This is a genomic window from Mycobacterium sp. (assembly GCF_052144515.1).
Taxonomy (GTDB): domain Bacteria; phylum Actinomycetota; class Actinomycetes; order Mycobacteriales; family Mycobacteriaceae; genus Mycobacterium.
The window spans coordinates 1-24020 of sequence record NZ_JBKQQD010000553.1 but is presented as its reverse complement, the minus strand read 5'-3'; the positions used below and the strand labels follow the sequence as shown (position 1 = coordinate 24020).

Genomic DNA, 24020 nt, shown 5'->3' with positions numbered 1-24020 from the left:
AGCATCGTCTTGTCCTGCCAGCCTTAGCAGGCGTAGGGTTCGGGCTTGCCAGCACGCGTCATTAGACGCATTGTCGCCAGCTACCCGGTCACTAAAAGGGCACGGAGGTAACGCTGATGAGTCGTGTTGCGGTGGTCACTGGGGCCAGCCGGGGAATCGGCGCGGCGACCGCACTAGTCCTCGCGGAGAACGGGTTTCGGGTGGTCGTCAACTACCGGTCCAGTGCCGAGGAAGCAGACGCGGTGGTCGGATCCGCGACCGCGGCCGGCGGCGAGGCCGTGGCGATTCGGGCCGACGTCACCGCACCCGACGATGTCGCCGCGATGTTCGAGCAAACCGCACAGCGGTGGGGCCGGGTCGACGTTCTCGTGCACAACGCGTTAATCCCTTACGATGTCACCTCGTTCGCCGACCTGAGCTGGGAGCAGCTCGGCGGCAAGCTGGACCGAGAGCTGCATGCCGCCTATCTGGTGACCAAAGCCGTTGTGCCGGGAATGATTTCCCGAAGCTACGGCCGGCTGATCTTTCTCACCACTGTGTTGTCCCGCCGGCCCCGGCAAGGCATGATCACGGTGGGCACCGCCAAGGCGGCAATGGATCAGTTCGTGCGGTACGTCGCACTCGAGCTGGCGCCGGAGGGAATTACCGCTAACCTCGTTTCGCCCGCCACGGTGGCCGATACAACGGCGAACGCGCTGTTGAATGCCGAAGAGGTGAGTCAACTCGGCGCGACCAATCCCATGGGACGCCTCGTCCGTCCCGACGAGATAGCGAAGACGGTGGCCTTCTTGGCGAGCGAGGATTCCGGCTTCATCACCGGCCATTGCGTGGAGATCAATGGTGGCCTTGCCATGGACGGAAAGGGGGCTGTAGCTGTGGAGACGATCGATCTGGCCTATGTCGGACGTGGTATCCATGAGGAACTGGTCGCCCATGTCGCCGACCAAGAGGGCTACTTCGAGGATGAGGGCGTCCACGTCGCGATCCGTGACGGGGTCGGCTGGCCGGCGGAGCGTCTGCGCCGCGGCGCGGTGATCGGCCTGGGCCGAACGCTGGTGTCGCGGCTGACCGACGGGATCGGTTGGATAGCGGTCAGTTTCAGCACCGATCATCCGCTGTTCTGGTTTCTCGGCAACGCCGATGTGAAGTCGATGGCGGATCTTCGCGGGCGGCGCCTGGCGGTCCACGGCCGCTCCGATCCTCCCGGTACCTTCGCGCGGATCGTCCTGCGTAAGCACGGCTTGGACCCCGATCGCGACCTGGAATGCGTGGTGCGGCATCCGGGTGACTACCAGATGGACCTGCGACGGCTCCGGGACGGCTCAATCGACGCCGCCTACGTGGGCAGCACGCTCTCACCTGAACAGGTCGCCGAGGAAGAGGGTTTTCACGTGCTGGCCTGGGTCGGCGATCACTTCCAGATCCCCACCGTGGGTGTCGTGGTGGACCCCGTCCATATTCCGCTGGAAAGCCCCGCCCTGCAGGCCCTGATGCGGGCCAACCAGCGGGCGCTGCGGTTCCTCGTCGAACAACCAAGCCGGGCCGTCGACTACGTCAACTGGTTCCTCGACCGACTGACGCGCGATGAAGCGCAGCGATACTACGAACGCTACATCGGGCCGTACTTCATCCCCGGCCGCCAGGTGGACCTCACCGCGGCGCAGCAAGCGGTCGACGCCGTCGCCGCCGAACTCGGTGTCGCGTCAGCGCCAGCCAAAGAGATGTATCAGCCGGCGACGTGAACGCGGTATGGTTTGCAGACGATGTGCGAGGCCGATGGAATGGCCAATGCCACCATGATCGAACGGCTCGGCTAAACACGAGCCGGCACGGGCAAAGGATCGGGGCCCATGACCGTAATACGTGCCGCCGCAGTACAACTCAGCCCGGTGCTGTACAGCCGGGAGGGGACGGTTGAACGAGTAATCGCTAAGATCGAACAATTGGCCGGGCAAGGCGTGCAGTTCGCGACCTTCCCGGAGACGGTGATTCCGTACTACCCGTACTTCTCCTTTGTCCAGCGTCCATTCGAGATGCGCACGGAACACCTCAAGCTGATGGATCAGGCGGTCGCCATACCGTCGCCGGCCGTCGATGCGATCAGTGCGGCGGCCCGAGCCGCCAACATGGTGGTGTCCATCGGCATCAACGAACGCGACGGTGGTTCGCTCTACAACACCCAGTTGTTGTTCGACGCCGACGGCACCTTAATTCAGCGCCGCCGCAAGACCACGCCGACCTACCACGAGCGGATGGTCTGGGGACAAGGTGACGGCAGCGGACTGCGGGCAGTCGACAGCGCGGTCGGGCGGATCGGACAGTTGGCGTGCTGGGAGCACTACAATCCGCTGGCGCGATATGCCCTTATCGCCGACGGTGAGCAGATCCACTCGGGTATGTTTCCGGGATCCTTCGGCGGCGAGTTGTTCGCCGAACAGGCCGAGATCAGCGTGCGCAATCACGCTCTGGAGTCAGGCGCTTTTGTCGTCAACGCGACCGCTTGGATCGACCCTGACCAGCAGGCGCAAATCGTGGCGGACACGGGTGCCCCGATCGGGCCGATCTCCGGAGGCTTTTTCACCGCGATCATCACACCCCAGGGTGAGTACCTGGGCGAACCGCTGCGGTCCGGCGAGGGCGAGGTGATAGCCGACCTCGACCTCTCGTTGATCCACACCCGCAAGATCCTCATGGATGCCTGCGGTCACTACAGCCGGCCCGAACTGCTTAGTCTGATAGTGGACCGCACCCCGAAGCCTCATCTGCACGACCGCTTCGAGCGCCCTGCCGACGCCCTACCCGAGCATGCCGACGATGTCCGCGTCTAATCCTCATGAAACCCGCTTCGACGGGGTACGAGTCCTCTACGACAGCGCGAAAAGCTACGACGAACTAGTTGCCGCGTTGTTTGACGACATCGGCGAGACTCCCGTTGAGCTCGACGATCTCGCCAAGTCCGCCGGCAGCTGGGAGTCGTATGAGCAACAGGTCGAACCCTACGTCGGGCCAAGCGGATTCATGTTGTTCAAGCTATTCGACCATGGCGCCTGGATCAGCAAGACAGGCATTGACCGCAAGGTTTTACGCGTCATCCTCGGTAACCCATTAATCGCCATCACGATGTTGCGTCACGATGTGACGGCGGGATTATTCGCGCCCGTCGAGGTACTGCTCGTCGACGAGGCTGACGGCAGCAGCCTGACCTACATCAAACCGTCGTCGCTGATGGTCTTCGAACCCAACCCGCAATTGCTGAGCGCCGCACAGGATCTCGACGCGAAGTTGGCCGCGCTGGCGGAGAAGGTGACAGCCTAGCCGCCCCTTACGGTGTGCCTTCCCAGTGCTTGGCGAGGGGGGTGCCGGAAAACTTTTCCTGCATCACACGGGAGAAGGACAGCAACGCACTGCGTGGCCGGTGGTTCACCACCACCTGCTGGGTCTGACCCGCGGCGTTGAAGGTGACCCAGACGACGACGTTAGTGCGCACGCCTCGGATCTCGGTGCTGTAATCCTCGACAAAACCGTAGTCGCCAGCGGGACCGGCGAACCTGAACTCTTGGTTGTCATACACCTCGCGCGCCGCGACCACGATCGCGCGAACATCCTCCGCCCCGTGCGCGGTGCCATCCATTGCCGCGGCTTCCAACGTGACGTCGTCGGCGAGATTGTCCAGCCACACCGGGTAATAGGGTTTGCCCATGTATGTCATGCCGCGCCTCCTCGGAAACCGGCACACCTAGCCTGCCACACGCTGAACCTGCGACGAAATAAGCGCCGAACGGGAACTCGGCGCAGGCTTCACGCCGCCAGGCCGTCCTCAGCGTCGTCGCTTACTGCAGCCTTCGCGGCTCGCCTGTCACGCCGCCAAGCCCGCACGGTCGCGATGGCGGTCTTCAGTCCGCGGCGGCGTCCGGTGGTGGGATCGACGCCAGCGAAACCGGGCTCGAGCTCGGCGAACATCTGCTCGCTGCGCGTCTCCGGTGCGTTGTCGGCGTTGTCGGTCAGGTACTTGTTCGGCAGCGACAGCTTTGCGATCGTGCGCCATGTCTTGCCGTACTGCACCAGGAACGAGCCTGTGGTGTAAGGCAAGTCGTATTTGTCGCACACCGCACGCACCCGCACCGAGATCTCGTGCAGGCGGTTGCTCGGCAGATCCGGGTACAAGTGGTGCTCGATCTGGTGGCACAGGTTGCCGCTCATGAACCGCAGGACGGGGCCGCCCTCGAAGTTGGCGCTACCCAGCATCTGCCGCAGATACCACTGGCCCTTGGTCTCGCCGATCATGTCGGTTTTGGTGAATTTCTCTGCGCCGTCGGGGAAATGTCCGCAAAAGATGACGGCGTTGGCCCACACGTTGCGGATCACGTTGGCAACCGCGTTGGCCGTCAACGTGGACCGGTATGTCGCGCCGGGTGACAGCGCGGTCAGCGCCGGGAAGGCGACATAGTCCTTGAGCACCTGGCGACCGGCCTTGGCCAGGAACTGGTCGGTCCTTTGCCGGGCTTCGTCGTGTTCCATCCGCTTCTTGACGATCTTGCCGATCTCCACGTGCTGCAAGCCAACGCCCCATTCGAAGAGGAGCGCGAGCAGGGTGTTGTAAAGCAGGTTGAAGATGTTGAAGCGCTTCCAGCGCTGGTCTCGGGTGACGCGCAGTAGTCCGTAGCCGACGTCGTCGTCCATCCCGAGGATGTTGGTGTACTTGTGGTGCACGAAGTTGTGGGTGTAACGCCAATGCTTGGACGACCCGCTCATGTCCCACTCCCACGTCGAGGAGTGAATCTCCGGGTCGTTCATCCAGTCCCACTGGCCGTGCATGACGTTATGGCCGATCTCCATGTTCTCGACGATCTTGGCCACACCCAGCGTCACGGTGCCTGCCCACCAGGCCGAGCGCCGTGAACTGGCGGCCAACAGCACCCGGCCGGCCAGCTCGAGGGCTCGCTGCGCCGCGATGGTGCAGCGGATGTAGCGCGCGTCCCGTGCGCCGCGCGAGTCTTCAATGTCCTGGCGAATAGCGTCCAGCTCAACGCCCAGGCTTTCGATGTCGGCGTCCGTCAGATGCGCGAATACGTCGACGTCGGTGATCGCCATCGTGTTCTCCCCTCTGCGGTCCTAAGTCTTTTGCCTTACCTACGATATCGTAACCTACGACTCCGTAAGTTACCTGTGAGTAGCCTTTAGATGTCGATCACACAATCGCCTGATGCGGACGAGATACAGGTCTGGACCCGGGTACCCGGGTCGTGTTCGGCGCCGGTGCGCAGGTCGCGAACGTGGCCTTCCATCAGGCTGACCACGCACGACTGACAGATACCCATCCGGCAGCCGAACGGCATCTGCACACCGGCACCCTCGCCCGCATCCATCAGCGACGTCGCCGCGTCGGCCGCGACGCTGCGGCCACTTCGGGCGAATGTCACCGTCCCACCCGCTCCGGCGGGAGCGGCTTTGGAGACCGCGAAGCGTTCCAGGTGCAGCCGGTCACCGATGCCCGCCCCCAACCAGACCTTCTCGGCCTGGTTGAGCATGCCCTCCGGACCGCAGGCCCAGGTCTGGCGTTCGCGCCAGTCCGGCACCTCCTGGCTCAGCCGGGCAAGATCGAACCGCCCCTCGGTGCGGGTTTCGCGCACGCGCAACCGGTAGCCGGTTTGATCGGCCGCCAGTTCAGCCAGCTCGGAGGCAAACATCGCGTCAGATGCGGTGGGCGCCGAATGCAGGTGGATGATGTCGCCAATTTGGTTGCGGCGTACCAACGTTCGCAGCATCGACATTACCGGCGTGATCCCGGATCCGGCGGTCAGGAACAGAATCGACGGCGGCGCCGGGTCGGGCAATACGAAGTTGCCCTGGGGCGCGGCCAGCCGCACGATCGTCCCCGGCTCGACGCCGGCCACCAGGTGGCTGGACAGGAAGCCTTCGGGCATCGCCTTGACGGTGATCGTCACCGTCCGGTCGGTCGCCGACCCGGATGCACCGGCCGGGCTCGACGTCAGCGAATACGACCGCCAGCGCCAGCGCCCGTCCACCAGCAGCCCGATGCCGATGTACTGGCCCGGCTGGTAGTCGAAGCTGAAGCCCCAGCCCGGTTTGATCACCAGGGTCGCCGAATCCTCCGTCTCCCGGCGGACCTGCAGGATGCGGCCCCGCAGCTCGCGCGCGGACCACAGCGGATTGGCCAGGCGCAGGTAGTCGTCGGGCAATAGCGGCGTCGTGATGCGCGCGGCCAGCCTGCGCAGCGCGTGCCAACCGGGATGCCTGTCGGCTCCGGCGACGGTAGGACGGGTGGTCGCGACGACGTTGGCGGTGACCGGCGCGTATTTCTTACTCATTGGGGATTCCGCTTCCGCTTCGCATTGGGCCGGTTCTGAGGGCTTTAGATGTCTGTCCAATAAAATCCCTACGGTACCGTAACCTACGGTACCGTATCCAGCCCGCTTCAGAGCAGGTCAAGCAAAAACGGCAGCTCCTGGGTGGCGTACCAGGCCAAATCGTGATCCTGCGCGTCGCCGACTACTAGGTCCGCGTCCTCATCGCCCAGGTCGGCGGCGTCGATGACTGCGATCGCCGCGGCGACTGCCGGCTCGGCGTCGGCGTTGTCGACGAAGGCGGCGATGACGTGGTCGATCGCGACGGGCGCGCCGAGCCTGACGACCGCGGCGTCGAGATCGGGACGATATTTGGCCTCGTCGACCTCGACGGCCAGCACCGCGCGACGCCGTAGCGTCTCGGCGTCGGCCGCGAGGAGGCGCAGTGATGCCAGCGCCGCCTCACGCAACGCCACCTCGGCGAGCTCGTCGTCGTCGCCCTCGGCGTAGGCCTCGCGCAAGGTCGGTGTCACCGCGAATGCGGTGCCGTTGACCGGCCACAGCGAGCCGTCGGTTACGAGTTGCTGCAACATGGCCACGGTGGCCGGGATGTAGACCCGCATTACCGGATCAAGGTGGCCGCATAGTCATCGACGTATGTCGACAGCTCACGCGGCGGCCGTATGTAGTTATCACTCACGATCGGGTGTTTCGGCAGTCTAACCTTGGGCTGTTCCACTTTCTGGTACTCAATCGTGGACAGCAGGTGGGCCATCATGTTCAGCCGTGCGTGCTTCTTGATTTCGGATTCCACCACATACCACGGGCTGGCCGGTATGTCGGTATGCACCATCATCTCGTCCTTGGCGCGCGAATAGTCCTCCCACCGAAACACCGATTCCAGATCCGTCGTGCTGAGTTTCCATTGCCGGACGGGGTCGCTGCGCCGCGCCCTGAACCGGCGCAACTGCTCCTCCTCGGAGACCGAAAACCAATATTTGCGCAGCAGAATCCCGTCGTCGATGAGCATGTGTTCGAAGATCGGCGTCTGCCGCAAGAACAGCGTATATTCTTGCGGCGTACAGAATCCCATGACCTTCTCGACGCCGGCGCGGTTGTACCACGACCGGTCGAAGAGCACGATCTCTCCCCTCGCGGGCAGGTGGGCGATATAGCGCTGGTAGTACCACTGGCCCTGTTCCCGATCGCTCGGCGCGGGCAGCGCCGCGATGCGGGCGACCCGCGGGTTGAGGTATTCGGTGATCCGTTTGATGGCGCCGCCCTTGCCCGCTCCGTCGCGGCCTTCGAAGATGACCACGAGACGCGCGCCGGAATGCCGCACCCACTCCTGCAGCCTCACGAATTCTGTTTGCAGCCGGAATAATTCGGCTTCGTAGACAGCGTCGGAAATCTTGCGCGCGGCCGGTGCACTTGATTTCTTTTTCTTCACCTTCGCCGGCGCGCCGTCGTTTGTCGCAGTGCTCATGGACGGATGTTATATCCGCGCGCCACAAACTACCGAGAAGCTTCCAAAAGCTCGTCAAGCGATTGGTTCAGCAGTGCCGGCAGGAGGTTGACATCGCTCATCGCATCGCGGTCGGCATTGATCCCGAAATACAGCATGCCGTTGTAGGAAGTCACACTGATCGCGAGCGCCTGGTTCTGCAGCAGCGGCGGCACGGCGTAGGTCTCCAGCAACTTGGTGCCGGCGATGTACATCTGGGACTGAGCCCCGGGAGCGTTGGTGATCAACAGGTTGAACGTCCGCCGCGAGAAAGTGGGAAAGCTGGTGGCCACCCGAATACCCATGGCGTGCAAGGTGGGTGGTGCAAAGCCCGACAGGGTGACGATGGTCCTGGCGTCGACCAGGCTTGCCGCCGTTGGGTTCGATTCGGTGGCGTGGGCGATCTGCGACAGCCGCACCACGGCGTTGCCCTCCCCGACCGGAAGGTCAACCAGGAACGGTGTCACCTGGCCGATCGGCTGCCCGGGACCGGTTGAGTCGAGCGCGTCGTCGGCATAGACCGAGAGCGGCGCCATAGCCCGGATCGTCGCGGTCAGCGGCACCCCTTCACCGCGCGACATCAGCCAGTTGCGGAGGGCGCCGGTCACCACCGCCAGCACCACATCGTTGACATCGCAGTCGTACCGCGCTCGCACGGCGCGATAGTCCTCAAGCTTGCCACTGGCGACCGTGAACCTCCGGTGGCGCGAAACGGTGGCGTTCAGCGGGCTACTGGGTGCGGTGCCGCGCGCCAACAACCGCGCGACGTCGAAGACCCGGCGACCGGCGTCGATGAGTTGCCCGGTATTCGTTGCCATTCCGGCGATCGCCGACCCGACCGCCTGCATTTGTGAGCCCGGGCCCATCACCCAGTCGCCGAGCGCGCCCAGTAGCAGCCGGGTGTTGCCGGGGTCGCGCTCCGGTATCCAGATGTCTTCGGGGAACGGCGCCGGACGCCGCGTGCGATCGGCGATGACGTGGCCGATCTCGAGCGCGGTCATGCCGTTGATCAGCGCTTGGTGCGATTTTGTGTAGAGGGCGAGGCGGTTTTTGTTCAGGCCTTCGACGAGATACATCTCCCACAACGGCCGCGACTTGTCGAGCGGCCGCGCGGCCAACCGGGCGATCAGCTCGTGCAGCTGCTCGTCGCTGCCCGGCGACGGCAGCGCCGAGCGCCTGACGTGGTATGTGATGTCGAAGTCGGGATCGTCGATCCACACCGGCCTGGCCATGGGGGCGACCGTGAGTCCCCGGACCTTCTGCCGGTACCGCGGTATCTGGGGTAGCCGCTGCTCGACGGTGGCCAGCAGCGTCTCGTAGCTCAACCCAGCGCGCGGGCGGCGCAGGATGGACAGCGATCCGACGTACATCGGGGTGGCCGTGTTCTCCAGCCGGTAGAACGACGCGTCCGCAGGGGACAACCGGGTCACCATTACGGCCCTGTCCTCCTTGTCGATTCGTCGTCGATTCGTCGCTGCCGACCGATGTCGCGCGAGCCCACCGTAACCGCCGGCTCGGGCCCTTGGCGGCGCGGGTACGCGCCGAGCCCGTTTGTGCGATGATGACCGCGCACAACACCCGTCTGCCACTCTCCAGCAGGCTCCCCGTCCGATCGATGCGTTGGAGAGTGCCCCTTGACCAGTAGCGCCATCAGCCCGCTCGTGAGCCCACCCAGCCGCGACACCTTCGCAGTCATGCCCGTCGCCGAGTACGAGCCGCCGACCCGCAACGTCCAGAACGTTCCGCAGTGCCGGCAATCATCGCACGCGACGTTGCGGCGCCGTACCCCCCGTGCGCCCGGCCAGCGCGGCAATCCGCACCCGCAGGCCGCGCCGGCTCGGGAAGTCATGTCACCGTCTATGCGCCAGGCGGCAGTCTTCGCCGACGCCGCGCTGCGCCGAGTGCTGGAAGTTATCGACCGCCGTCGTCCCGCAACCCAGCTGCGGCCGCTGCTGGCACCCAGCCTCGTCGACTCGGTCCTTTCGGCCGGCCGGTCGCTCGCCGGATCGAGCGCCGGATCAGAAGCCGCCGCAGTGCTGCGCCGGATGCGTCTTCAACCCGTCGGCCGTCACAATCCGGACACCGCGGCCGAGGTTTTCGGCACGTACAGCCGTGGGGACCGGATCCACGCCATCGCCTGCCGGGTGGAACGGGTACCCACTGAGAACACAGCAAACACTGCGGCGGGCACGCGATGGCTGGTGGTTGCCCTGCACATCGGATGACGCTTTAGTTGACGGATGGACGGCAACACAGTCAGCGTCGAGCGTGTCATCAAAGCGGCGCCCGACAAGATCTTCGCGCTATTGGCCGACGCGGGCAAACACGCCAGCATCGACGGTACGGACTCGGTGAATCACGCTTCCCAAGCGTCGGTTCCGTTGGCGATGGGTGCGAAATTCGGGATGGCGATGCGAGGACGTAAGGAAACGCTGTTCATCCCGTACCGCACCAACAACACGGTCATCGAATACGAGCCGGACCGGCGCATCGCGTGGAAGACGACGTTTCTCGGCGGTCGCGTCGGTGGCCGCATCTGGCGTTACGAACTTGAGGCCGCCCCTGAAGGCACGCTGGTGCGCGAAACGTGGGACGTATCGCAGGACAAGCAGAAGCGGATGATCACCAGCGGCTCGATTCCCGAACAGACCGCGGACGGCATGCGCGCCACGCTGGAGCGGATCGCCAAGCTTCTCGAGAGCTAGCTTTGGCGGACTAACGCCGTTTGACCGATTTCGGCGGCTTGGTGCCGCGTCCTTGCTGCCGCGCGGCCGCCCGCCGTTCCCGGCGACTGGCGCCGGCCGGCACCCCGGCCGGGGTCTTCCGCGTCTCATCGGAGGCACCGCCATTGCGCTGCACCTGCGCCGAGCCGTCCTCGGACGGTCCGGAATAGGTCAGCGCGGGCGCCTCGTTGTCAATACCCTTGGCGCGCAAGGTGCTTGGCACCTCCTGGCGTGCCGCGGCGGGGGCGCCGTCGGCGCCGTCCTGCTGCGTCGCAACGGCGGGAGCCTCTTCGCCCGCCGCCAATTCCGCCAGCCCCTCAGGCGTTTCGGTCTCACCGATGGGGGCCACCTGCGGGGCGGGCACCGCCTCCACGGTGACGTTGAACAGGAAGCCGACCGACTCCTCTTTCATGCCATCGAGCATGGCCATGAACATGTCGTAGCCCTCGCGCTGGTACTCCACCAGCGGATCGCGCTGCGCCATCGCTCGCAGCCCGATGCCTTCCTTGAGGTAGTCCATCTCGTAGAGGTGCTCGCGCCACTTGCGGTCGATGACGTTGAGCAACACGTTGCGTTCCAGCTGGCGCATCGCCCCCTCGCCCGCCAGCTCCTCGAGCTCGGCCTCCCTTGCGGCATAAGCGCGTTCGGCGTCTTTTACCAGCGCGTCCAGCAACTCGTCACGGGTGAGCTCGTCGCGCTCGGACTCCAGGTCCTGCCGGGTCAGGCTATCGGCGGTGATCCCAACGGGATACAGCGTTTTGAGCGCCGTCCACAACGCGTCGAGATCCCAATCCTCGGCGTAGCCCTCGCTGGTGGCGCCGTCGACGTAGGCGGTGATGACGCCGACCAGCATGTCGGTGGCCTGCTGCTGCAGATTCTCGCCTTCGAGAATGCGGCGACGCTCGGCGTAGATCACCTTGCGCTGCTGGTTCAACACCTCGTCGTACTTGAGGACGTTCTTGCGCACCTCGAAGTTCTGCTGCTCGACCTGGGTCTGTGCGCTCTTGATCGCGCGGGTCACCATCGGGGATTCGATGGGAACGTCGTCGGGAAGGTTGATCCGGGTGAGCATCGTCTCGAGCATGGCGCCGTTGAAGCGGCGCATGAGCTCGTCTCCCAGCGACAAGTAAAACCGCGACTCGCCGGGGTCCCCCTGGCGGCCGGAGCGGCCGCGCAGCTGGTTGTCGATACGCCGCGACTCGTGGCGTTCGGTGCCCAGCACGTACAGGCCGCCGGCCTCGATCACTTCCTTGGCCTCCGCGGCGGCCTCCTCCTTGACGAGGGGCAATTCCTCGTGCCAGGCCTGCTCGTACTCGTCGGCCGTCTCCACCGGATCCAGGCCGCGTGCCCGCAGCCGCAGGTCGGTCAGGAAGTCGAGGTTTCCGCCCAGCACGATGTCGGTGCCGCGGCCGGCCATGTTGGTGGCCACGGTGATCCCGCCGCGACGGCCCGCCTCGGCGATGATGGCCGCCTCTTGTTCGTGGTACTTGGCGTTGAGCACGTTGTGCGGGAGGCGCCGTTTGGTGAATTGCCGCGACAGATACTCCGAGCGCTCCACGCTGGTGGTGCCGATCAGCACCGGTTGGCCCTTCTCGTAGCGCTCGGCGACGTCGTCGACGACCGCGATGTATTTGGCCTCTTCTGTCTTGTAGATGAGGTCGGACTGGTCTTCGCGGATCATCGGCTTGTTCGTCGGGATGCTGAGGACGCCAAGCTTGTAGATCTCGTGCAGCTCGGCCGCCTCGGTCTGGGCGGTGCCGGTCATGCCGGCGAGCTTGTCGTAGAGCCGGAAGTAGTTCTGCAGCGTGATGGTGGCCAGCGTCTGGTTCTCGGCCTTGATCTCGACATGCTCCTTGGCCTCGATGGCCTGGTGCATGCCCTCGTTGTAGCGGCGGCCGATGAGCACGCGGCCGGTGAACTCGTCGACGATGAGCACCTCACCGTCGCGGACGATGTAGTCCTTGTCGCGGTTGAACAGCTCCTTGGCCTTCAGCGCGTTGTTCAGGTAGCTGACCAGCGGGGAGTTGGCGGCCTCGTAGAGGTTGTCGATGCCGAGCTGGTCCTCGACGAACTCCACACCGAGTTCGTGCACGCCGACGGTGCGTTTACGCAGGTCGACCTCGTAATGGACGTCCTTTTCCATCAGCGGGGCCAACCGGGCGAACTCGGTGTACCAGTTGGAGGCGCTGTCGGCCGGACCCGAGATGATCAGCGGCGTGCGGGCCTCGTCGATCAGGATGGAGTCCACCTCGTCGACGATGGCAAAGCTGTGCCCGCGCTGCACCAGATCGTCGAGCGAATGGGCCATGTTGTCGCGCAGGTAGTCGAAGCCGAACTCGTTGTTGGTGCCGTAGGTGATGTCCGCGTTGTAGGCCACCCGGCGTTGGTCCGGGGTCATCTGGGCCAGGATCACTCCGACCTGTAGCCCGAGGAAGCGGTGCACGCGACCCATCCACTCGCTGTCGCGCTTGGCGAGGTAGTCGTTGACGGTGACGATGTGCACGCCCTCGCCGGCCAGGGCGTTGAGATAGGCCGGCAACACACAGGTCAAAGTCTTGCCCTCACCGGTCTTCATCTCCGCGACGTTGCCCAGATGCAGCGCGGCCGCACCCATCACCTGCACGTCGAACGGGCGCTGGTCGAGCACCCGCCACGCCGCCTCGCGGGCCACCGCGAACGCCTCCGGCAGCAGGTCGTCGAGGGTCTCTGGGTTTTTCTGGTCGGCAAGCCGCTTTTTGAACTCGTCGGTCTTGGCCCTCAGCTCGGCGTCGCTGAGCTTCTCAACGTCGTCGGACAACGTGTTGACATAGTCGGCCACCCGCTTGAGGCGCTTGACCATGCGACCTTCACCGAGGCGCAACAACTTCGACAGCACAGCTATGTCCCCTGTTGGTAGGAGTCTTCTTCTACGAGGCGACTCCCATCGTAGGTGACAACCCCGCGATGACCGCCGATCGTCGGCCCGGCCCGATCAAGGCCGGGCCTGAACAGGCCGAGGCGATCAGGCCAGCCTGATCAATCCGTAGTCGTAGGCGTGCCGGCGGTAGACCACCGAGGGCAGTTCGGTCTGCTTGTCGTAGAACAAGAAGAAGTCGTGTCCGACGAGCTCCATCTCATAGAGGGCGTCGTCCACCGTCATCGGCGTGGCCGTGTGCTCCTTGGTGCGCACGACCCGCCCCGGCACGTGATCCGTTACCGCTTCTCCTTGTTTGGCAACGTGATCGTGCGGCTCGGCCGGCTGGTCGTTGAAGGCCTTCTCCGGCGGCGGGAACACCGCGGTGGCCTCGGCCAGGGAAACCGGAGTCTTGTCGCCGTAGTGAACCTTGCGCCGGTCCTTGCCACGGCGCAGCCGGCTCTCCAGTTTGACGACCGCCGACTCGAGCGCGGCATAGAAGCTGTCGGCACACGCCTCGCCGCGGACTACCGGCCCGCGCCCCCGCGCGGTGATCTCCACGCGCTGACAGGACTTACGCTGGCGACGGTTGCGTTCATGATTGAGCTCGACATCGAACAGGTAGATGGTTCGGTCGAACCGTTCCAATCGGGCGAGTTTCTGCGAGACATAGATGCGGAAGTGATCGGGGATCTCGACGTTGCGACCCTTGAACACGACCTCGGCGGTCACCTCAGCGGCCTCAGCCGGTTCGACTGGCTCGTCGATTCCCACCGGTGCTTGGTCCAGAACCTGACCGGATTCCACGGTAAGCCTTGACATACGCGACAACTCGTTTCTCTTTAACGCCACGCGCGCCCTGCGCGTCGGCTTTGACAAGAACGCGCGCCGACGGGGGTTGGAGCGGTTTCACAGTGGTTACCGCGCAGGCTGCCCGCCGGTGCAAGGGGTCGAATACTCACCTCCTCCCGCGGTGCCGTCTGAAGCTGGGAAATCGCGACCATTAAGTCCCAATTAACCCCTGAGGTTGTTTTCGACGTTAGCTCGTGTTCGCCTCGGCGTGCCACCACTTTGCCCAGTCTGTTGCGAGTTCTTCACATGTTCTCATCGGAAGCTAAGCGGATTCACGCGAACGCGATAGTCAACACCGCGGCCACCCGGGTCCCGGCGGACTGCAACACCCGGACGGACTCGCGCGCCGTCGCCCCAGTGGTGACGACGTCGTCGACGACTACGACTTCGGTGCCCAGCAGCTTTCCGGGCTCATCGCGCAGCAGCACCCGGCCCGCAACATTGCGCTCGCGCGCGGACGTGGTCAGGCCCACCGAGTCGCGCGCCAGCGCCCGCATGCGCAACGCGCGGACGACGCCGATCTCCGGATGACCCGCCACCGCGGCCATTGCGACTTTGGTGACCGGGTCGCCTCCGCGCCGGCGCGCCGCCCAACGCCGCGTCGGCGCGGGCACGATCGTCAGCGGGGTCTCGACCATGCCCCACACCAGCAGCCGGTGCACACCGACGGCCAGCACCCGCGCCAACGGCGCGACGAGGTCGCCCCGGCCACGCTCCTTCATCGCGAGGATCGCTCGGCGACGGGCACCGGCGTAGCGGCCGAGCGCGAACACCGGAACCTGCGGGTCGATGCGGGGGTTCACCACAACCGGCTGCTGGGCGGCCGCCGACAGCTCTTTGGCGCAGGTGTCACACCAGCGGGTGGCGGGCGCCCCGCAACCCCCGCATTCCAGCGGCAGGATCAGGTCGAGCACCCCCGCAGTGTGCCGGTCGGCGGTGACAGCCGGCAGCTCAGTCGAAACCTCTCAACAGCGACGGCCAGGTGAAACTGAGCGCACCCTGGCTCAACTGGCTGATGACGTCTTCTAAATGCCTCAGCGGCAAGTCCATCCGCCACTCCGGGAGCAGGGCCGAAATCTCCAGCGAATCCAAGCCGAGGGTGACGCCGGTGACCAGCAGCCCGTGCGGCAAGTCGGGCAGCGGCACCGGGTGGGCGGGAGTCCGCCCCGGCAGTTTCCATCGCCTTTGCCTGGTTAGCCCGGTTACCAGCGCGCGTGGCCGCACCCACAACGTCATCCCGACCACGTCAACGTCGACCTCGAGGCTTCCCCAGCCGGGGCGGCGCGCCCAGTGCAACTGGGCCGTGCTGTCCCCGTTCAGTTGCGCGTGCAGCCGCGGCGCCGCCTGACGCAACATGTCATCTAAGATCTGTGCCGGCACCGTCGTCGACAACCTGATCGGCGAGGCGATCACCACCGGCGGTACGCCCGGAAGGATGTGCACGTTTCGCAGGACGGCAACGGCGCGCCGGAGGTGCTGGTCGCCCCACTCGATGTCGCACGCGGCCACCCGGACCTCGCCGAGCTGACCGACCGCCAAGCCGCGCGCCTCGAGCTCTGAATCCAGCTCGGTGACGGTCAGCGTCACATCGTGCTCGCCCATGCGGATGGTGACTCGCTTGCCGACGAGCAGCTGCTGCAGCGTGGTGAACAGCGTCCGGTACGGCGCCGCCACTGCCTGCGCTGCTCCGGCGGTGACGGACGGCAGCCCGGTCGACGACCATAACGAGCCCAGCATCTCCAGCGCGCGGAGCGGATCGTCCCACCGCAAACGCGGAACTTTGGGCGGCATGGCAAGCGACTCCTCTGCGAGGATATTTCTGAGGTTAGCGCCGCCCCGCGCTGCCGTCAGCCACTCACCCGGGCATTACCGGCACTGCGCCGGCCACCGTCAACCCTGTCACCTCCGACCAGCCCTGCTGGTTTTCGGCGACGGACGCCGAATACTGAAGGACCCCTTGCGGACCCGCGACGTACACCGTCGACGGGTTGGCCGCGATCCCCAACAGCGGAATTTGCAAACCGCGAGTCGGCGCGTCCGAGTTCACCCCGTCGAGGTTCACGTACGACACCGGGTGCGCGACATCGGTGCGGGTAACGACGATGTCATCACCGGTTCGCCAGGACAACGACACCACCGAGTTACCCAGCCCGAAACCCAGTCGCCGCGCGTAGGTCAGGGCGAACTGTCCGGCCTGCGTCTGCTCGACGCTGGCAAGGATCACCTGGCCGCCGATCACCATGGCGGCACGCGTCCCGTCCCGGGACAGCTGCAGGTCTGTGATCGGCCCGGGGAAGCTGCTGGCCACTGCCGCCGAATCCACCGGAATACGCGCGGGTTGGCCCGACGCCGGTTCCTGAATCGCCCGCAGCACGTTGTTGGTGTCGACCACCACCCACACCGCGTCGTCCAGCGACCAGCTGGGCCGCGACAGGGTGTGCCCGTCGGCGGATTGGACCGCCTCGGCACCGAGATCGCCGATCCACAGCGAGGCCGCCATGTCCGGTTCGCCGCGTCGCAGGGTCACCACGGACGCCACCTGGCGCCCGCTGCGCGACAGCGCGGCACCCGTCTGGTCGCCCATGCGCCCGAAAGCTCCGGGCACGGTGGTGGCCCGTTGCCCGTCCAGCCCGACCAGCGACCCGTTGACCAACGCATGCAACCCCGCGCCCGCGCCGTCGGCCACGCCCGGGTCGGTGGCGGCGACATCGGAGGTGGTCCAGCCGTCGGCGAACCTGTCGTCCAGCGGTGCGCCGTCCGCGTTGATCACGTACGGCCCTCTGATGTCCGCCCTAGCCAGCGTCCAAATGATCTGCGCGGCAAGCAATTGCCTGCTGTGCGGATCGGTGGTGGACAGTTTCTCCAGATCGATGCGCGCGCCGCCGTAACCCCGCCCGATCCCGCTCTTGCCGCCGTCGGCGCGGGTTACCGGCCCATGCAGCCGCAGCGGCGGGGCGAGCAGGTTGCGGACCGTGTGCACCATTTCCGGTCGTGGGCCGGCCAGCAACTTGGAGACGAGCTCGGTGGCCAACTGATCGTGATCGGCAACCGCGACGTAGCGCGGATCGGGAACCACGGTCTTGCCGGTCGGGTCGGCGAAGTACAGCGTGTTGCGTTTGTAGGTGGCCTGGAATTGCTGCCAGTCCAGGAAGACCCCGTTGGGCAGCCGATCGATTCGCCAGCCACCGGAGGTCTTGACCAACTCGACCGGACCCGGGTCAGGCAGCACACCGTCGGCCGTCACGAACACCCCGACGTCGGACAACGAGCCCAGGATGTCAGCCCGCATGTTCGCCGAAACCCGTTCGGCGCCGCGGGTTTCGACGAATACCACGTGGTCGATCAGCAGGGCGCTACCGGCGTCGTCCCACGAGTTGGACGCCGACTGGGTGAGGAACTGCCGCGCCGCCAGGTGCCGGTTGGCCGGATCGGCTGTGGCCTTGAGGAATTCGCGCAGCAGCACGTCGGGGTCCATGCCCGGGGTCGGCTTGGGCAGGTTCGACGGTGCCGGTCGTTCCACGGTGCCGATGGCTTGCGGGGCCGACGAGCTGGGTATCCCCGCGCAGCCGGCGAGCAACACGGCCAGTAACAAGAGCGCGAGTTTCTTCACGAGGCGCCGCACTTACCCGCTCCACTCGGCGGGCTCGGGCTGGCGCTGACGGTCCTTGCCGTGTTGTTGGCCGGCTGCGTCGGCGGCCGGTTGTGCCGGCTGCGGAATTGGTTTCATAGGCAGCGGACTGGTGGTGACTTTGTGGCCGCGAACCAGGGGAAGCGTCAACCGGAAGCAGGCGCCCTCACCCGGCTCGCCCCATGCCTCCAGCCGGCCCTGGTGCAGCCGCGCGTCCTCGACGCTGATCGCCAGGCCCAGCCCCGTTCCGCCGGAGCGCCGCACCCGGGACGGGTCCGAGCGCCAGAATCGGCTGAACACCAGCTTCTCCTCGCCCGGCCGCAGCCCGACCCCGAAGTCACGCACGGTGACCGCGACGGTGTCCTCATCGGCGGCCATCCGGATCCGCACCGGCTTGCGCTCGGCGTGGTCGATGGCGTTGGCGATCAGGTTGCGCAGGATCCGCTCGACCCGGCGCGGGTCAACCTCGGCGATCACCTCTTCGGCGGGCATGTCCACCTGCAGCTCGATACCCGTCTCCTCGGCCAGGTGGCCCACGTTGCCCAGCGCGTTGTTCACCGTGGTGCGCAGGTCGACCGCCTCGACCGACAACTCGGCCACACCGGCGTCGTGCCGGGAGATCTCGAGCAGGTCATTCAGCAGCGTCTCGAACCGGTCCAGCTCGCTGACCATCAGCTCGGTGGAGCGTCGCAGCGCGGGGTCGAGATCGTCGCTGTGGTCGTAGATCAGGTCGGCGGCCATCCGCACGGTGGTCAGCGGCGTGCGCAATTCGTGGCTGACGTCGGAGGTGAAACGCCGCTGCAGGTTGCCGAATTCCTCGAGCTGGGCGATCTGCCGGGACAGGCTTTCGGCCATGTCGTTGAACGACACCGCCAACCGGGCCATGTCGTCTTCGCCGCGCACCGGCATCCGTTCGGACAGATGCCCCTCGGCGAATCGTTCGGCGATCCGGGATGCCGACCGCACCGGCCCCACCACCTGGCGGGACACCACCACCGCGATGCCGGAGAGCAGCACCAGCAGCACCAGGCCCCCGGTGGCCATCGTGCCCCGCACCAGCGTGACGGTGGCCTGCTCGTTCTTCAGCGGAAAGATGAGGTAGAGCTCCAGGTTGGCCACCTGCGAAGACGTCGGCGTGCCGATGATCAGCGCCGGCCCGGAGAACCCTTCGGTGTGCACGGTCGCGTACTGGTAGGCCGCCTGCCCGGCCTTGACGAAACCACGCAACGCATTGGGCACCTGATCGACGGGTCCGGCCGCGCTGGCGGCGCGCGGGCCGTCACCCGGCACCATCAACACCGCATCGAACGCACCGGCCAGTCCGGCGCCCGAGGCCGGGTCGGTTTTCGACGTCAACGTGTTGCGTGCCAGCTGCAGGCTGCTGTCCAGCGACCGCGTCTCCTCACCGTTGACGATCCCGCTGACGGTGGTGCGCGCCCGCTCTATCTGTTCGATGGCGGCCCTGACCTTGACGTCGAGCACACGGTTGGTGAGCTGGCTGGTCAGCACGAAGCCGAGCGCCAAGATCACGACCAGCGAAAGTCCCAGGGTCAACGCCACGACCCTCAGCTGCAGCGATCGGCGCCAGGCAATGCCGACGGCTCGGCTCGCCGCACCCACACCGCGGGCCATGGGACCGGTGCGTCCCCAACGACTACGAGTGCGTTGGCGCGAGCCCCAGATCAATGGCGGCGCTCCTCTGCCTCCCTAGCATCGCTGCGCGATGCATCGCCGCCGCCGCGGATCACGGAGGTCCGGCCTTGTATCCCACTCCTCGAACGGTCAGAACCACGGTCGGGTTCTCCGGGTCTTTCTCGACCTTGGCCCGCAGACGCTGGACGTGCACGTTCACCAAACGGGTGTCCGCCGGGTGCCGGTATCCCCACACCTGTTCGAGCAGCACATCACGAGTAAACACCTGGCGCGGTTTGCGCGCCAACGCGACCAGCAGGTCGAATTCCAGCGGTGTCAGGAAGATCTGCTCGCCGTTGCGGGTGACCTTGTGCGCCGGCACGTCGATCTCGACGTCGGCGATGGACAGCATCTCTGCCGGCTCGTCGTCGTTGCGGCGCAGCCGCGCCCGCACCCGGGCGACCAGCTCCTTGGGCTTGAACGGCTTCATGATGTAGTCGTCGGCGCCCGACTCCAGGCCCAGCACCACGTCCACGGTGTCGGTCTTGGCCGTGAGCATGACGATCGGAACGCCGGAGTCGGCGCGCAGCACCCGACACACGTCGATGCCGTTCATGCCGGGCAGCATCAGGTCCAGCAGCACCAGATCGGGGCGCAGCTCGCGCACCGCGGTCAGGGCTTGAGTGCCGTCGCCGATGACCGCGGTGTCGAAACCCTCCCCGCGCAGCACGATGGTCAGCATCTCGGCCAGCGAAGCGTCGTCGTCGACGACCAGAATCCTTTGCCTCATGGAGTCCATGGTGTCACCAGATGGGGACAAAGTCGGCGCACCACACGGGCGTTTCGTGCGTCGGGGGCGTAAATATAGCGCAGAAACCCCCAAAATCCGGCTTGTGGGCCGCTAAGTGTCGGCCAGAGCGGCCGCCAGCCGCCTCGGATCGACGTCGGCGTCGACCACCAGCCATCGCCCGCCCCACCCCGCGGCGGCCAGATCCGCATACACTGCGCCGGTGCGGTGCTGAAGTTCGTCGTCTCGTTCATAGGCATCGCGCGCCCGGCCCGGTTCGGTGTCGGCGCGGCTGCGGGCCCGCTGCCCGGCGAGCTCGGGGGAAACGTCGAGCAGGACCTGCCAGTCGGGTGGGGGCAGCGCGAACCGGTGGTATTCGAGTTGGCCCACCCACGCGACGGCCTCCCCCGCCGAGTCCTCATGCAGGCGCGCCGCGCTGTAGGCCGCGTTGGAGGCGACGTAGCGATCCAGGATCACCACGTCGTGGTCGCGACCCAGCGCCGCGATTTCCCCGACTGCCCCGGCGCGGTCGAGCGCGAACAGCATGGCCATCGCATACACCGACGACGCGAGGTCACCGTGCTGGCCGTGCAGGGCTTCGGCCGCGATGTCGGCGGTTATTGATCGCTGATATCGCGGGAACGCGAGGGTGGCCACCGACTTCCCAGCCTGGCGGAAGGCACTGTTCAGCCCGTCCGTCAGAGTCCGCTTGCCGGCGCCGTCGACCCCCTCGATCGCGATCAGCACGGCGCGAGCCTAGCGTCGAGGCTCAGTAACGGTAGTGATCCGGCTTGTAGGGACCCTCGACGTCGACGCCGAGGTACTCGGCCTGGTCCTTGGTCAGCTTGGTCAAATGCCCACCGAGGGCCTCGACGTGGATGCGGGCTACCTTCTCGTCGAGGTGCTTGGGCAGCCGGTACACCTCGTTGTCGTACTCGTCGTTCTTGGTCCACAGCTCGATCTGGGCGATCGTCTGGTTGGCGAAGCTGTTGCTCATCACGAACGACGGGTGACCGGTGGCGTTGCCCAGATTCAGCAGGCGGCCCTCGGAGAGCACGATGATCGACTTGCCGCTGTCACCGAAGGTCCACAGGTCGACCTGCGGCTTGATGTTCAGCCTCGTCGCACCGGAGCGCTCCAGGGCGGCCATGTCGATCTCGTTGTCGAAGTGGCCGATGTTGCCCAGGATGGCGTGGTCCTTCATCGCCTTCATGTGTTCGAGAGAGATGATGTCCTTGTTGCCGGTCGCGGTGACGACGATGTCGGCCGCGGCGATGCCGTCCTCGACGGTTACCACGTCGAAGCCCTCCATCAGCGCCTGCAGCGCGTTGATCGGGTCGATCTCGGTGACGCTGACCCGGGCGCCCTGACCCTTCGCGGCCTCCGCGCAACCCTTGCCGACGTCGCCGTAGCCGCAGATCAAGACGTTCTTGCCGCCGATCAGCGCATCGGTGCCGCGGTTGATGCCGTCGATCAGGGAGTGCCGGGTGCCGTACTTGTTGTCGAACTTGGACTTGGTGACCGAGTCGTTGACGTTGATCGCCGGGAAGGCCAGGTCACCGGCCGCGGCGAACTGGTAGAGCCGCAGCACGCCGGTGGTGGTTTCCTCGGTGACGCCCTTGACCGACTCGGCGATCTTGGTCCACTTCCCCTTGTCGGTCTCGAAGCGGGTGCGCAGCAGGTTCAGGAAGACCTTCCACTCCGCGGAGTCGTCCTCCTCCGCGGGCGGGACCACGCCGGCCTTCTCGTACTGCATGCCGCGCAACACCAGCATGGTGGCGTCACCGCCGTCGTCGAGGATCATGTTGGCCGGCTTGTCCGGGTCCGGCCAGGTCATCATCTGCTCGGCGGCCCACCAGTACTCCTCGAGCGTCTCGCCCTTCCACGCGAACACCGGCACACCCTTGGGCTCCTCCGGGGTGCCGTGCTTGCCGACGACGACCGCCGCCGCGGCGTGGTCCTGGGTCGAGAAGATGTTGCACGAGGCCCAGCGGACTTCGGCGCCCAGCGCGGTGAGGGTTTCGATCAACACTGCGGTCTGCACCGTCATGTGCAGGGAACCCGAAACGCGGGCCCCCTTCAGCGGCTGGACCTCGGCATATTCACGGCGCAGCGACATCAGTCCGGGCATTTCGTACTCGGCCAGATCGAGTTCCTTGCGGCCGAAATCCGCCAGCGACAGGTCGGCGACCTTGAAATCGATGCCGTTACGCACGTCGGGAGTCAGCGCCTTTTCGGTCGTCGTCATGGGGGAGCTCATCCTCTTAGTTAGCTTGGGTATATTCTTCCGCCGCCACTCTAGCCGGTGACATTTACGACCCGATGGCCACGCCGATCAGGGAACGTTCATCACCCCGTGGCGCTCCACGAACGGCGCCATCAACCGGGCCAGGTCCGCGGCGACGTCTCCCCCATCAGCCAAGTCGGACTCGGGCGGCATCGACACGTAGCTCAGGCACAGCCGCACGATGGCCCGCGAAATCACGCCGGCGTCTTCATCGCTGGTGGCCACCCAGGTCTGGGTGAACGCCAAAACCAATCGCTGCGACGCGCGGGTGATGATGGGCGCGCTGTCGATGGTGATCAGCTGCAGCAGGTCGGGCTTGGCGACGCCGGTCAGCAGCGAGATCACCAGCGGATCGGCCGCCGACTCGGCGAAGAACCGTCGAAAACCCTGCAGCAGCGCCTCGGAGATGTCACCGACGTTGGCGTCCAGGGCGGCGTGGACGGTGTCGACCAGGCGATCGGCCAGGCGCAGGGCATACCCCTGCGCCAGGCCCTGCCGTGAGCCGAATTCGTTGTAGATAGTCTGCCGGCTGATGCCCGCGGCGCGGGCCACATCCGACAGCGTGATCGCCGACCAATCGCGGGTCAGCAGCAGGTCGCGCATCGCGTCCAAGACAGAGTCGCGCAACAGCGCCCGCGAGGCCTCGGCGTAAGGAATCCGCTTCACAGGCGCGACGATAGTGTTTGGCGGACTCACGATCGAGCGATCTCCACCATCACAAAGTCCGATTTGGCCGCGCCACAGTCCGGGCAGCTCCAGTCGTCGGAGATGTCGTCCCAGCGGGTGCCCGGTGCGATGCCGTCTTCGGGCCAGCCCAGCGCCTCGTCGTACTCGAAGCCGCACTGGACGCACTGGAAGAGTTTGTAGTCACTCATTTGTTTGCTGCTCCCAATCTCTCGAAATCCGGTTTCTCGCGCACCGCGCAGTCGGGACAGCACCAGTCGTCGGGAATCTGCTCCCACCCAGTGCCCGCCGGAAAGCCTTCCCTGGGTTCGCCTTTGGCCTCGTCGTAGACGTAATCGCAGCACGGGCACTGGTAGCTGGCCGTCATGCCTGCGCTCCGTAACGGGCCAGGATCTTCTCCCGAAGGCGCGGCTGCAGGCTAGCCCGGGTGATATCGCCGTCGTAGTGCGCGAGCACCCGGTGGTCCATCACCTTGCGCCACAGCGGGGGGAAGTAGGTCAGCGAGATCATCGACGCGTATCCGCTGGGCAGGTTGGGCGAGCCCGTTATGCTGCGCAGCGTCTGGTAGCGGCGGGTGGGGTTGGCGTGGTGGTCGCTGTGCCGTTGCAGGTGATAGAGGAACAGGTTGGTCACGATGTGGTCGGAATTCCAGCTGTGCACCGGCGCGCAGCGCTCGTAGCGGCCTTTTCCGGAAGCGGTGGCGTTCTTCTGCCGCAGCAGCCCGT

24 protein-coding genes are annotated in these 24020 nt (G+C 65.8%); 5 read left to right on the top strand and 19 right to left on the bottom strand.

Annotated features, from left to right (window positions below; all coding sequences use genetic code 11):
- Nucleotides 1–116 precede the first annotated feature (116 nt).
- The 3 genes from ACLP9N_RS37375 (at nt 117) to ACLP9N_RS37365 (ending at nt 3315) form a co-directional block, all read left to right on the top strand.
- Nucleotides 117–1742 carry an SDR family oxidoreductase gene (locus ACLP9N_RS37375; protein ID WP_442412110.1) on the top strand — a complete coding sequence of 542 codons (1626 nt, stop codon included), beginning with the start codon at nt 117–119 and terminating at the stop codon, nt 1740–1742.
- 108 nt (nt 1743–1850) lie between these two features.
- Complete coding sequence (locus ACLP9N_RS37370; protein ID WP_442412109.1) at nt 1851–2828, top strand: nitrilase-related carbon-nitrogen hydrolase; 978 nt, start codon at nt 1851–1853, stop codon at nt 2826–2828.
- The gene (locus ACLP9N_RS37365; RefSeq protein ID WP_442412108.1) at nt 2815–3315 is read left to right on the top strand and encodes a DUF302 domain-containing protein; all 501 of its coding nucleotides are present in this window, start codon (nt 2815–2817) and stop codon (nt 3313–3315) included. The genes ACLP9N_RS37370 and ACLP9N_RS37365 overlap by 14 nt, the downstream gene beginning before the upstream one ends.
- Nucleotides 3316–3322: 7 nt before the next feature.
- Here ACLP9N_RS37365 and ACLP9N_RS37360 read toward each other — a convergent pair whose 3' ends face one another.
- The 6 genes from ACLP9N_RS37360 to ACLP9N_RS37335 form a co-directional block, all read right to left on the bottom strand.
- Nucleotides 3323–3709 carry a hypothetical protein gene (locus tag ACLP9N_RS37360; protein WP_442412107.1) on the bottom strand — a complete coding sequence of 129 codons (387 nt, stop codon included), beginning with the start codon at nt 3707–3709 and terminating at the stop codon, nt 3323–3325.
- 89 nt (nt 3710–3798) lie between these two features.
- Complete coding sequence (locus ACLP9N_RS37355) at nt 3799–5091, bottom strand: fatty acid desaturase family protein (RefSeq protein ID WP_442412106.1); 1293 nt, start codon at nt 5089–5091, stop codon at nt 3799–3801.
- 86 nt (nt 5092–5177) lie between these two features.
- Nucleotides 5178–6329 (bottom strand): ferredoxin reductase, encoded by a 1152-nt coding sequence (locus ACLP9N_RS37350; RefSeq protein WP_442412105.1) that lies wholly within the window; start codon nt 6327–6329, stop codon nt 5178–5180.
- 107 nt (nt 6330–6436) lie between these two features.
- Nucleotides 6437–6928, bottom strand: a complete 492-nt coding sequence (locus tag ACLP9N_RS37345) for a DUF6912 family protein (protein ID WP_442412104.1) — start codon at nt 6926–6928, stop codon at nt 6437–6439.
- Nucleotides 6928–7791 (bottom strand): polyphosphate kinase 2, encoded by an 864-nt coding sequence (gene ppk2, locus ACLP9N_RS37340; RefSeq protein ID WP_442412103.1) that lies wholly within the window; start codon nt 7789–7791, stop codon nt 6928–6930. Before ppk2 ends, ACLP9N_RS37345 begins: the two co-directional genes overlap by 1 nt.
- Before the next feature lie 29 nt (nt 7792–7820).
- Nucleotides 7821–9242 (bottom strand): WS/DGAT/MGAT family O-acyltransferase, encoded by a 1422-nt coding sequence (locus ACLP9N_RS37335; RefSeq protein ID WP_442412102.1) that lies wholly within the window; start codon nt 9240–9242, stop codon nt 7821–7823.
- Nucleotides 9243–9503: 261 nt separating this feature from the next.
- On the opposite strand from ACLP9N_RS37335, the gene ACLP9N_RS37330 reads away from it, so the two are divergent.
- Together ACLP9N_RS37330 and ACLP9N_RS37325 are read left to right on the top strand one after the other, a co-directional pair.
- Nucleotides 9504–10034: an Rv3235 family protein gene (locus ACLP9N_RS37330; protein WP_442412140.1), complete on the top strand. Its 531-nt coding sequence runs from the start codon at nt 9504–9506 to the stop codon at nt 10032–10034.
- A gap of 15 nt (nt 10035–10049) precedes the next feature.
- Nucleotides 10050–10514 carry an SRPBCC family protein gene (locus ACLP9N_RS37325; RefSeq protein ID WP_442412101.1) on the top strand — a complete coding sequence of 155 codons (465 nt, stop codon included), beginning with the start codon at nt 10050–10052 and terminating at the stop codon, nt 10512–10514.
- 10 nt (nt 10515–10524) lie between these two features.
- On the opposite strand, the gene secA is transcribed toward ACLP9N_RS37325, so the two are convergent.
- From secA to ACLP9N_RS37260, 13 genes are all read right to left on the bottom strand, one after another.
- Nucleotides 10525–13407, bottom strand: coding sequence for a preprotein translocase subunit SecA (gene secA, locus ACLP9N_RS37320; RefSeq protein ID WP_442412100.1), 2883 nt, complete (start codon nt 13405–13407; stop codon nt 10525–10527).
- Between the two features lie 126 nt (nt 13408–13533).
- A complete protein-coding gene (hpf, locus tag ACLP9N_RS37315; protein WP_442412139.1) occupies nt 13534–14232 on the bottom strand; it encodes a ribosome hibernation-promoting factor, HPF/YfiA family in 699 nt (232 codons plus the stop codon).
- A 317-nt stretch (nt 14233–14549) separates the two neighbouring features.
- Nucleotides 14550–15191, bottom strand: a complete 642-nt coding sequence (locus ACLP9N_RS37310) for a ComF family protein (protein ID WP_442412099.1) — start codon at nt 15189–15191, stop codon at nt 14550–14552.
- Between the two features lie 37 nt (nt 15192–15228).
- Entirely contained in the window at nt 15229–16068 is an 840-nt protein-coding gene (locus ACLP9N_RS37305) for a hypothetical protein (RefSeq protein ID WP_442412098.1), read from the bottom strand.
- A gap of 64 nt (nt 16069–16132) precedes the next feature.
- The gene (gene lpqB / locus ACLP9N_RS37300) at nt 16133–17887 is read right to left on the bottom strand and encodes an MtrAB system accessory lipoprotein LpqB (RefSeq protein ID WP_442412138.1); all 1755 of its coding nucleotides are present in this window, start codon (nt 17885–17887) and stop codon (nt 16133–16135) included.
- A gap of 12 nt (nt 17888–17899) precedes the next feature.
- Nucleotides 17900–19591 (bottom strand): MtrAB system histidine kinase MtrB, encoded by a 1692-nt coding sequence (gene mtrB, locus ACLP9N_RS37295; protein ID WP_442412097.1) that lies wholly within the window; start codon nt 19589–19591, stop codon nt 17900–17902.
- A 58-nt stretch (nt 19592–19649) separates the two neighbouring features.
- Nucleotides 19650–20336, bottom strand: coding sequence for a two-component system response regulator MtrA (gene mtrA, locus ACLP9N_RS37290; protein WP_260744285.1), 687 nt, complete (start codon nt 20334–20336; stop codon nt 19650–19652).
- A 102-nt stretch (nt 20337–20438) separates the two neighbouring features.
- Nucleotides 20439–21071, bottom strand: a complete 633-nt coding sequence (locus ACLP9N_RS37285) for a dTMP kinase (protein ID WP_442412096.1) — start codon at nt 21069–21071, stop codon at nt 20439–20441.
- A 22-nt stretch (nt 21072–21093) separates the two neighbouring features.
- Nucleotides 21094–22572 (bottom strand): adenosylhomocysteinase, encoded by a 1479-nt coding sequence (ahcY, locus tag ACLP9N_RS37280; protein WP_442412095.1) that lies wholly within the window; start codon nt 22570–22572, stop codon nt 21094–21096.
- Nucleotides 22573–22659: 87 nt separating this feature from the next.
- Nucleotides 22660–23277 carry a TetR family transcriptional regulator AlkX gene (alkX, locus tag ACLP9N_RS37275; protein ID WP_442412094.1) on the bottom strand — a complete coding sequence of 206 codons (618 nt, stop codon included), beginning with the start codon at nt 23275–23277 and terminating at the stop codon, nt 22660–22662.
- Between the two features lie 26 nt (nt 23278–23303).
- Entirely contained in the window at nt 23304–23486 is a 183-nt protein-coding gene (locus ACLP9N_RS37270) for a rubredoxin (RefSeq protein WP_442412093.1), read from the bottom strand.
- Nucleotides 23483–23662 (bottom strand): rubredoxin, encoded by a 180-nt coding sequence (locus ACLP9N_RS37265; RefSeq protein ID WP_442412092.1) that lies wholly within the window; start codon nt 23660–23662, stop codon nt 23483–23485. The genes ACLP9N_RS37270 and ACLP9N_RS37265 overlap by 4 nt, the downstream gene beginning before the upstream one ends.
- On the bottom strand, nt 23659–24020 hold a 362-nt coding region (locus tag ACLP9N_RS37260), incomplete at its 5' end, for a fatty acid desaturase (protein ID WP_442412091.1). The genes ACLP9N_RS37260 and ACLP9N_RS37265, both read right to left, overlap by 4 nt.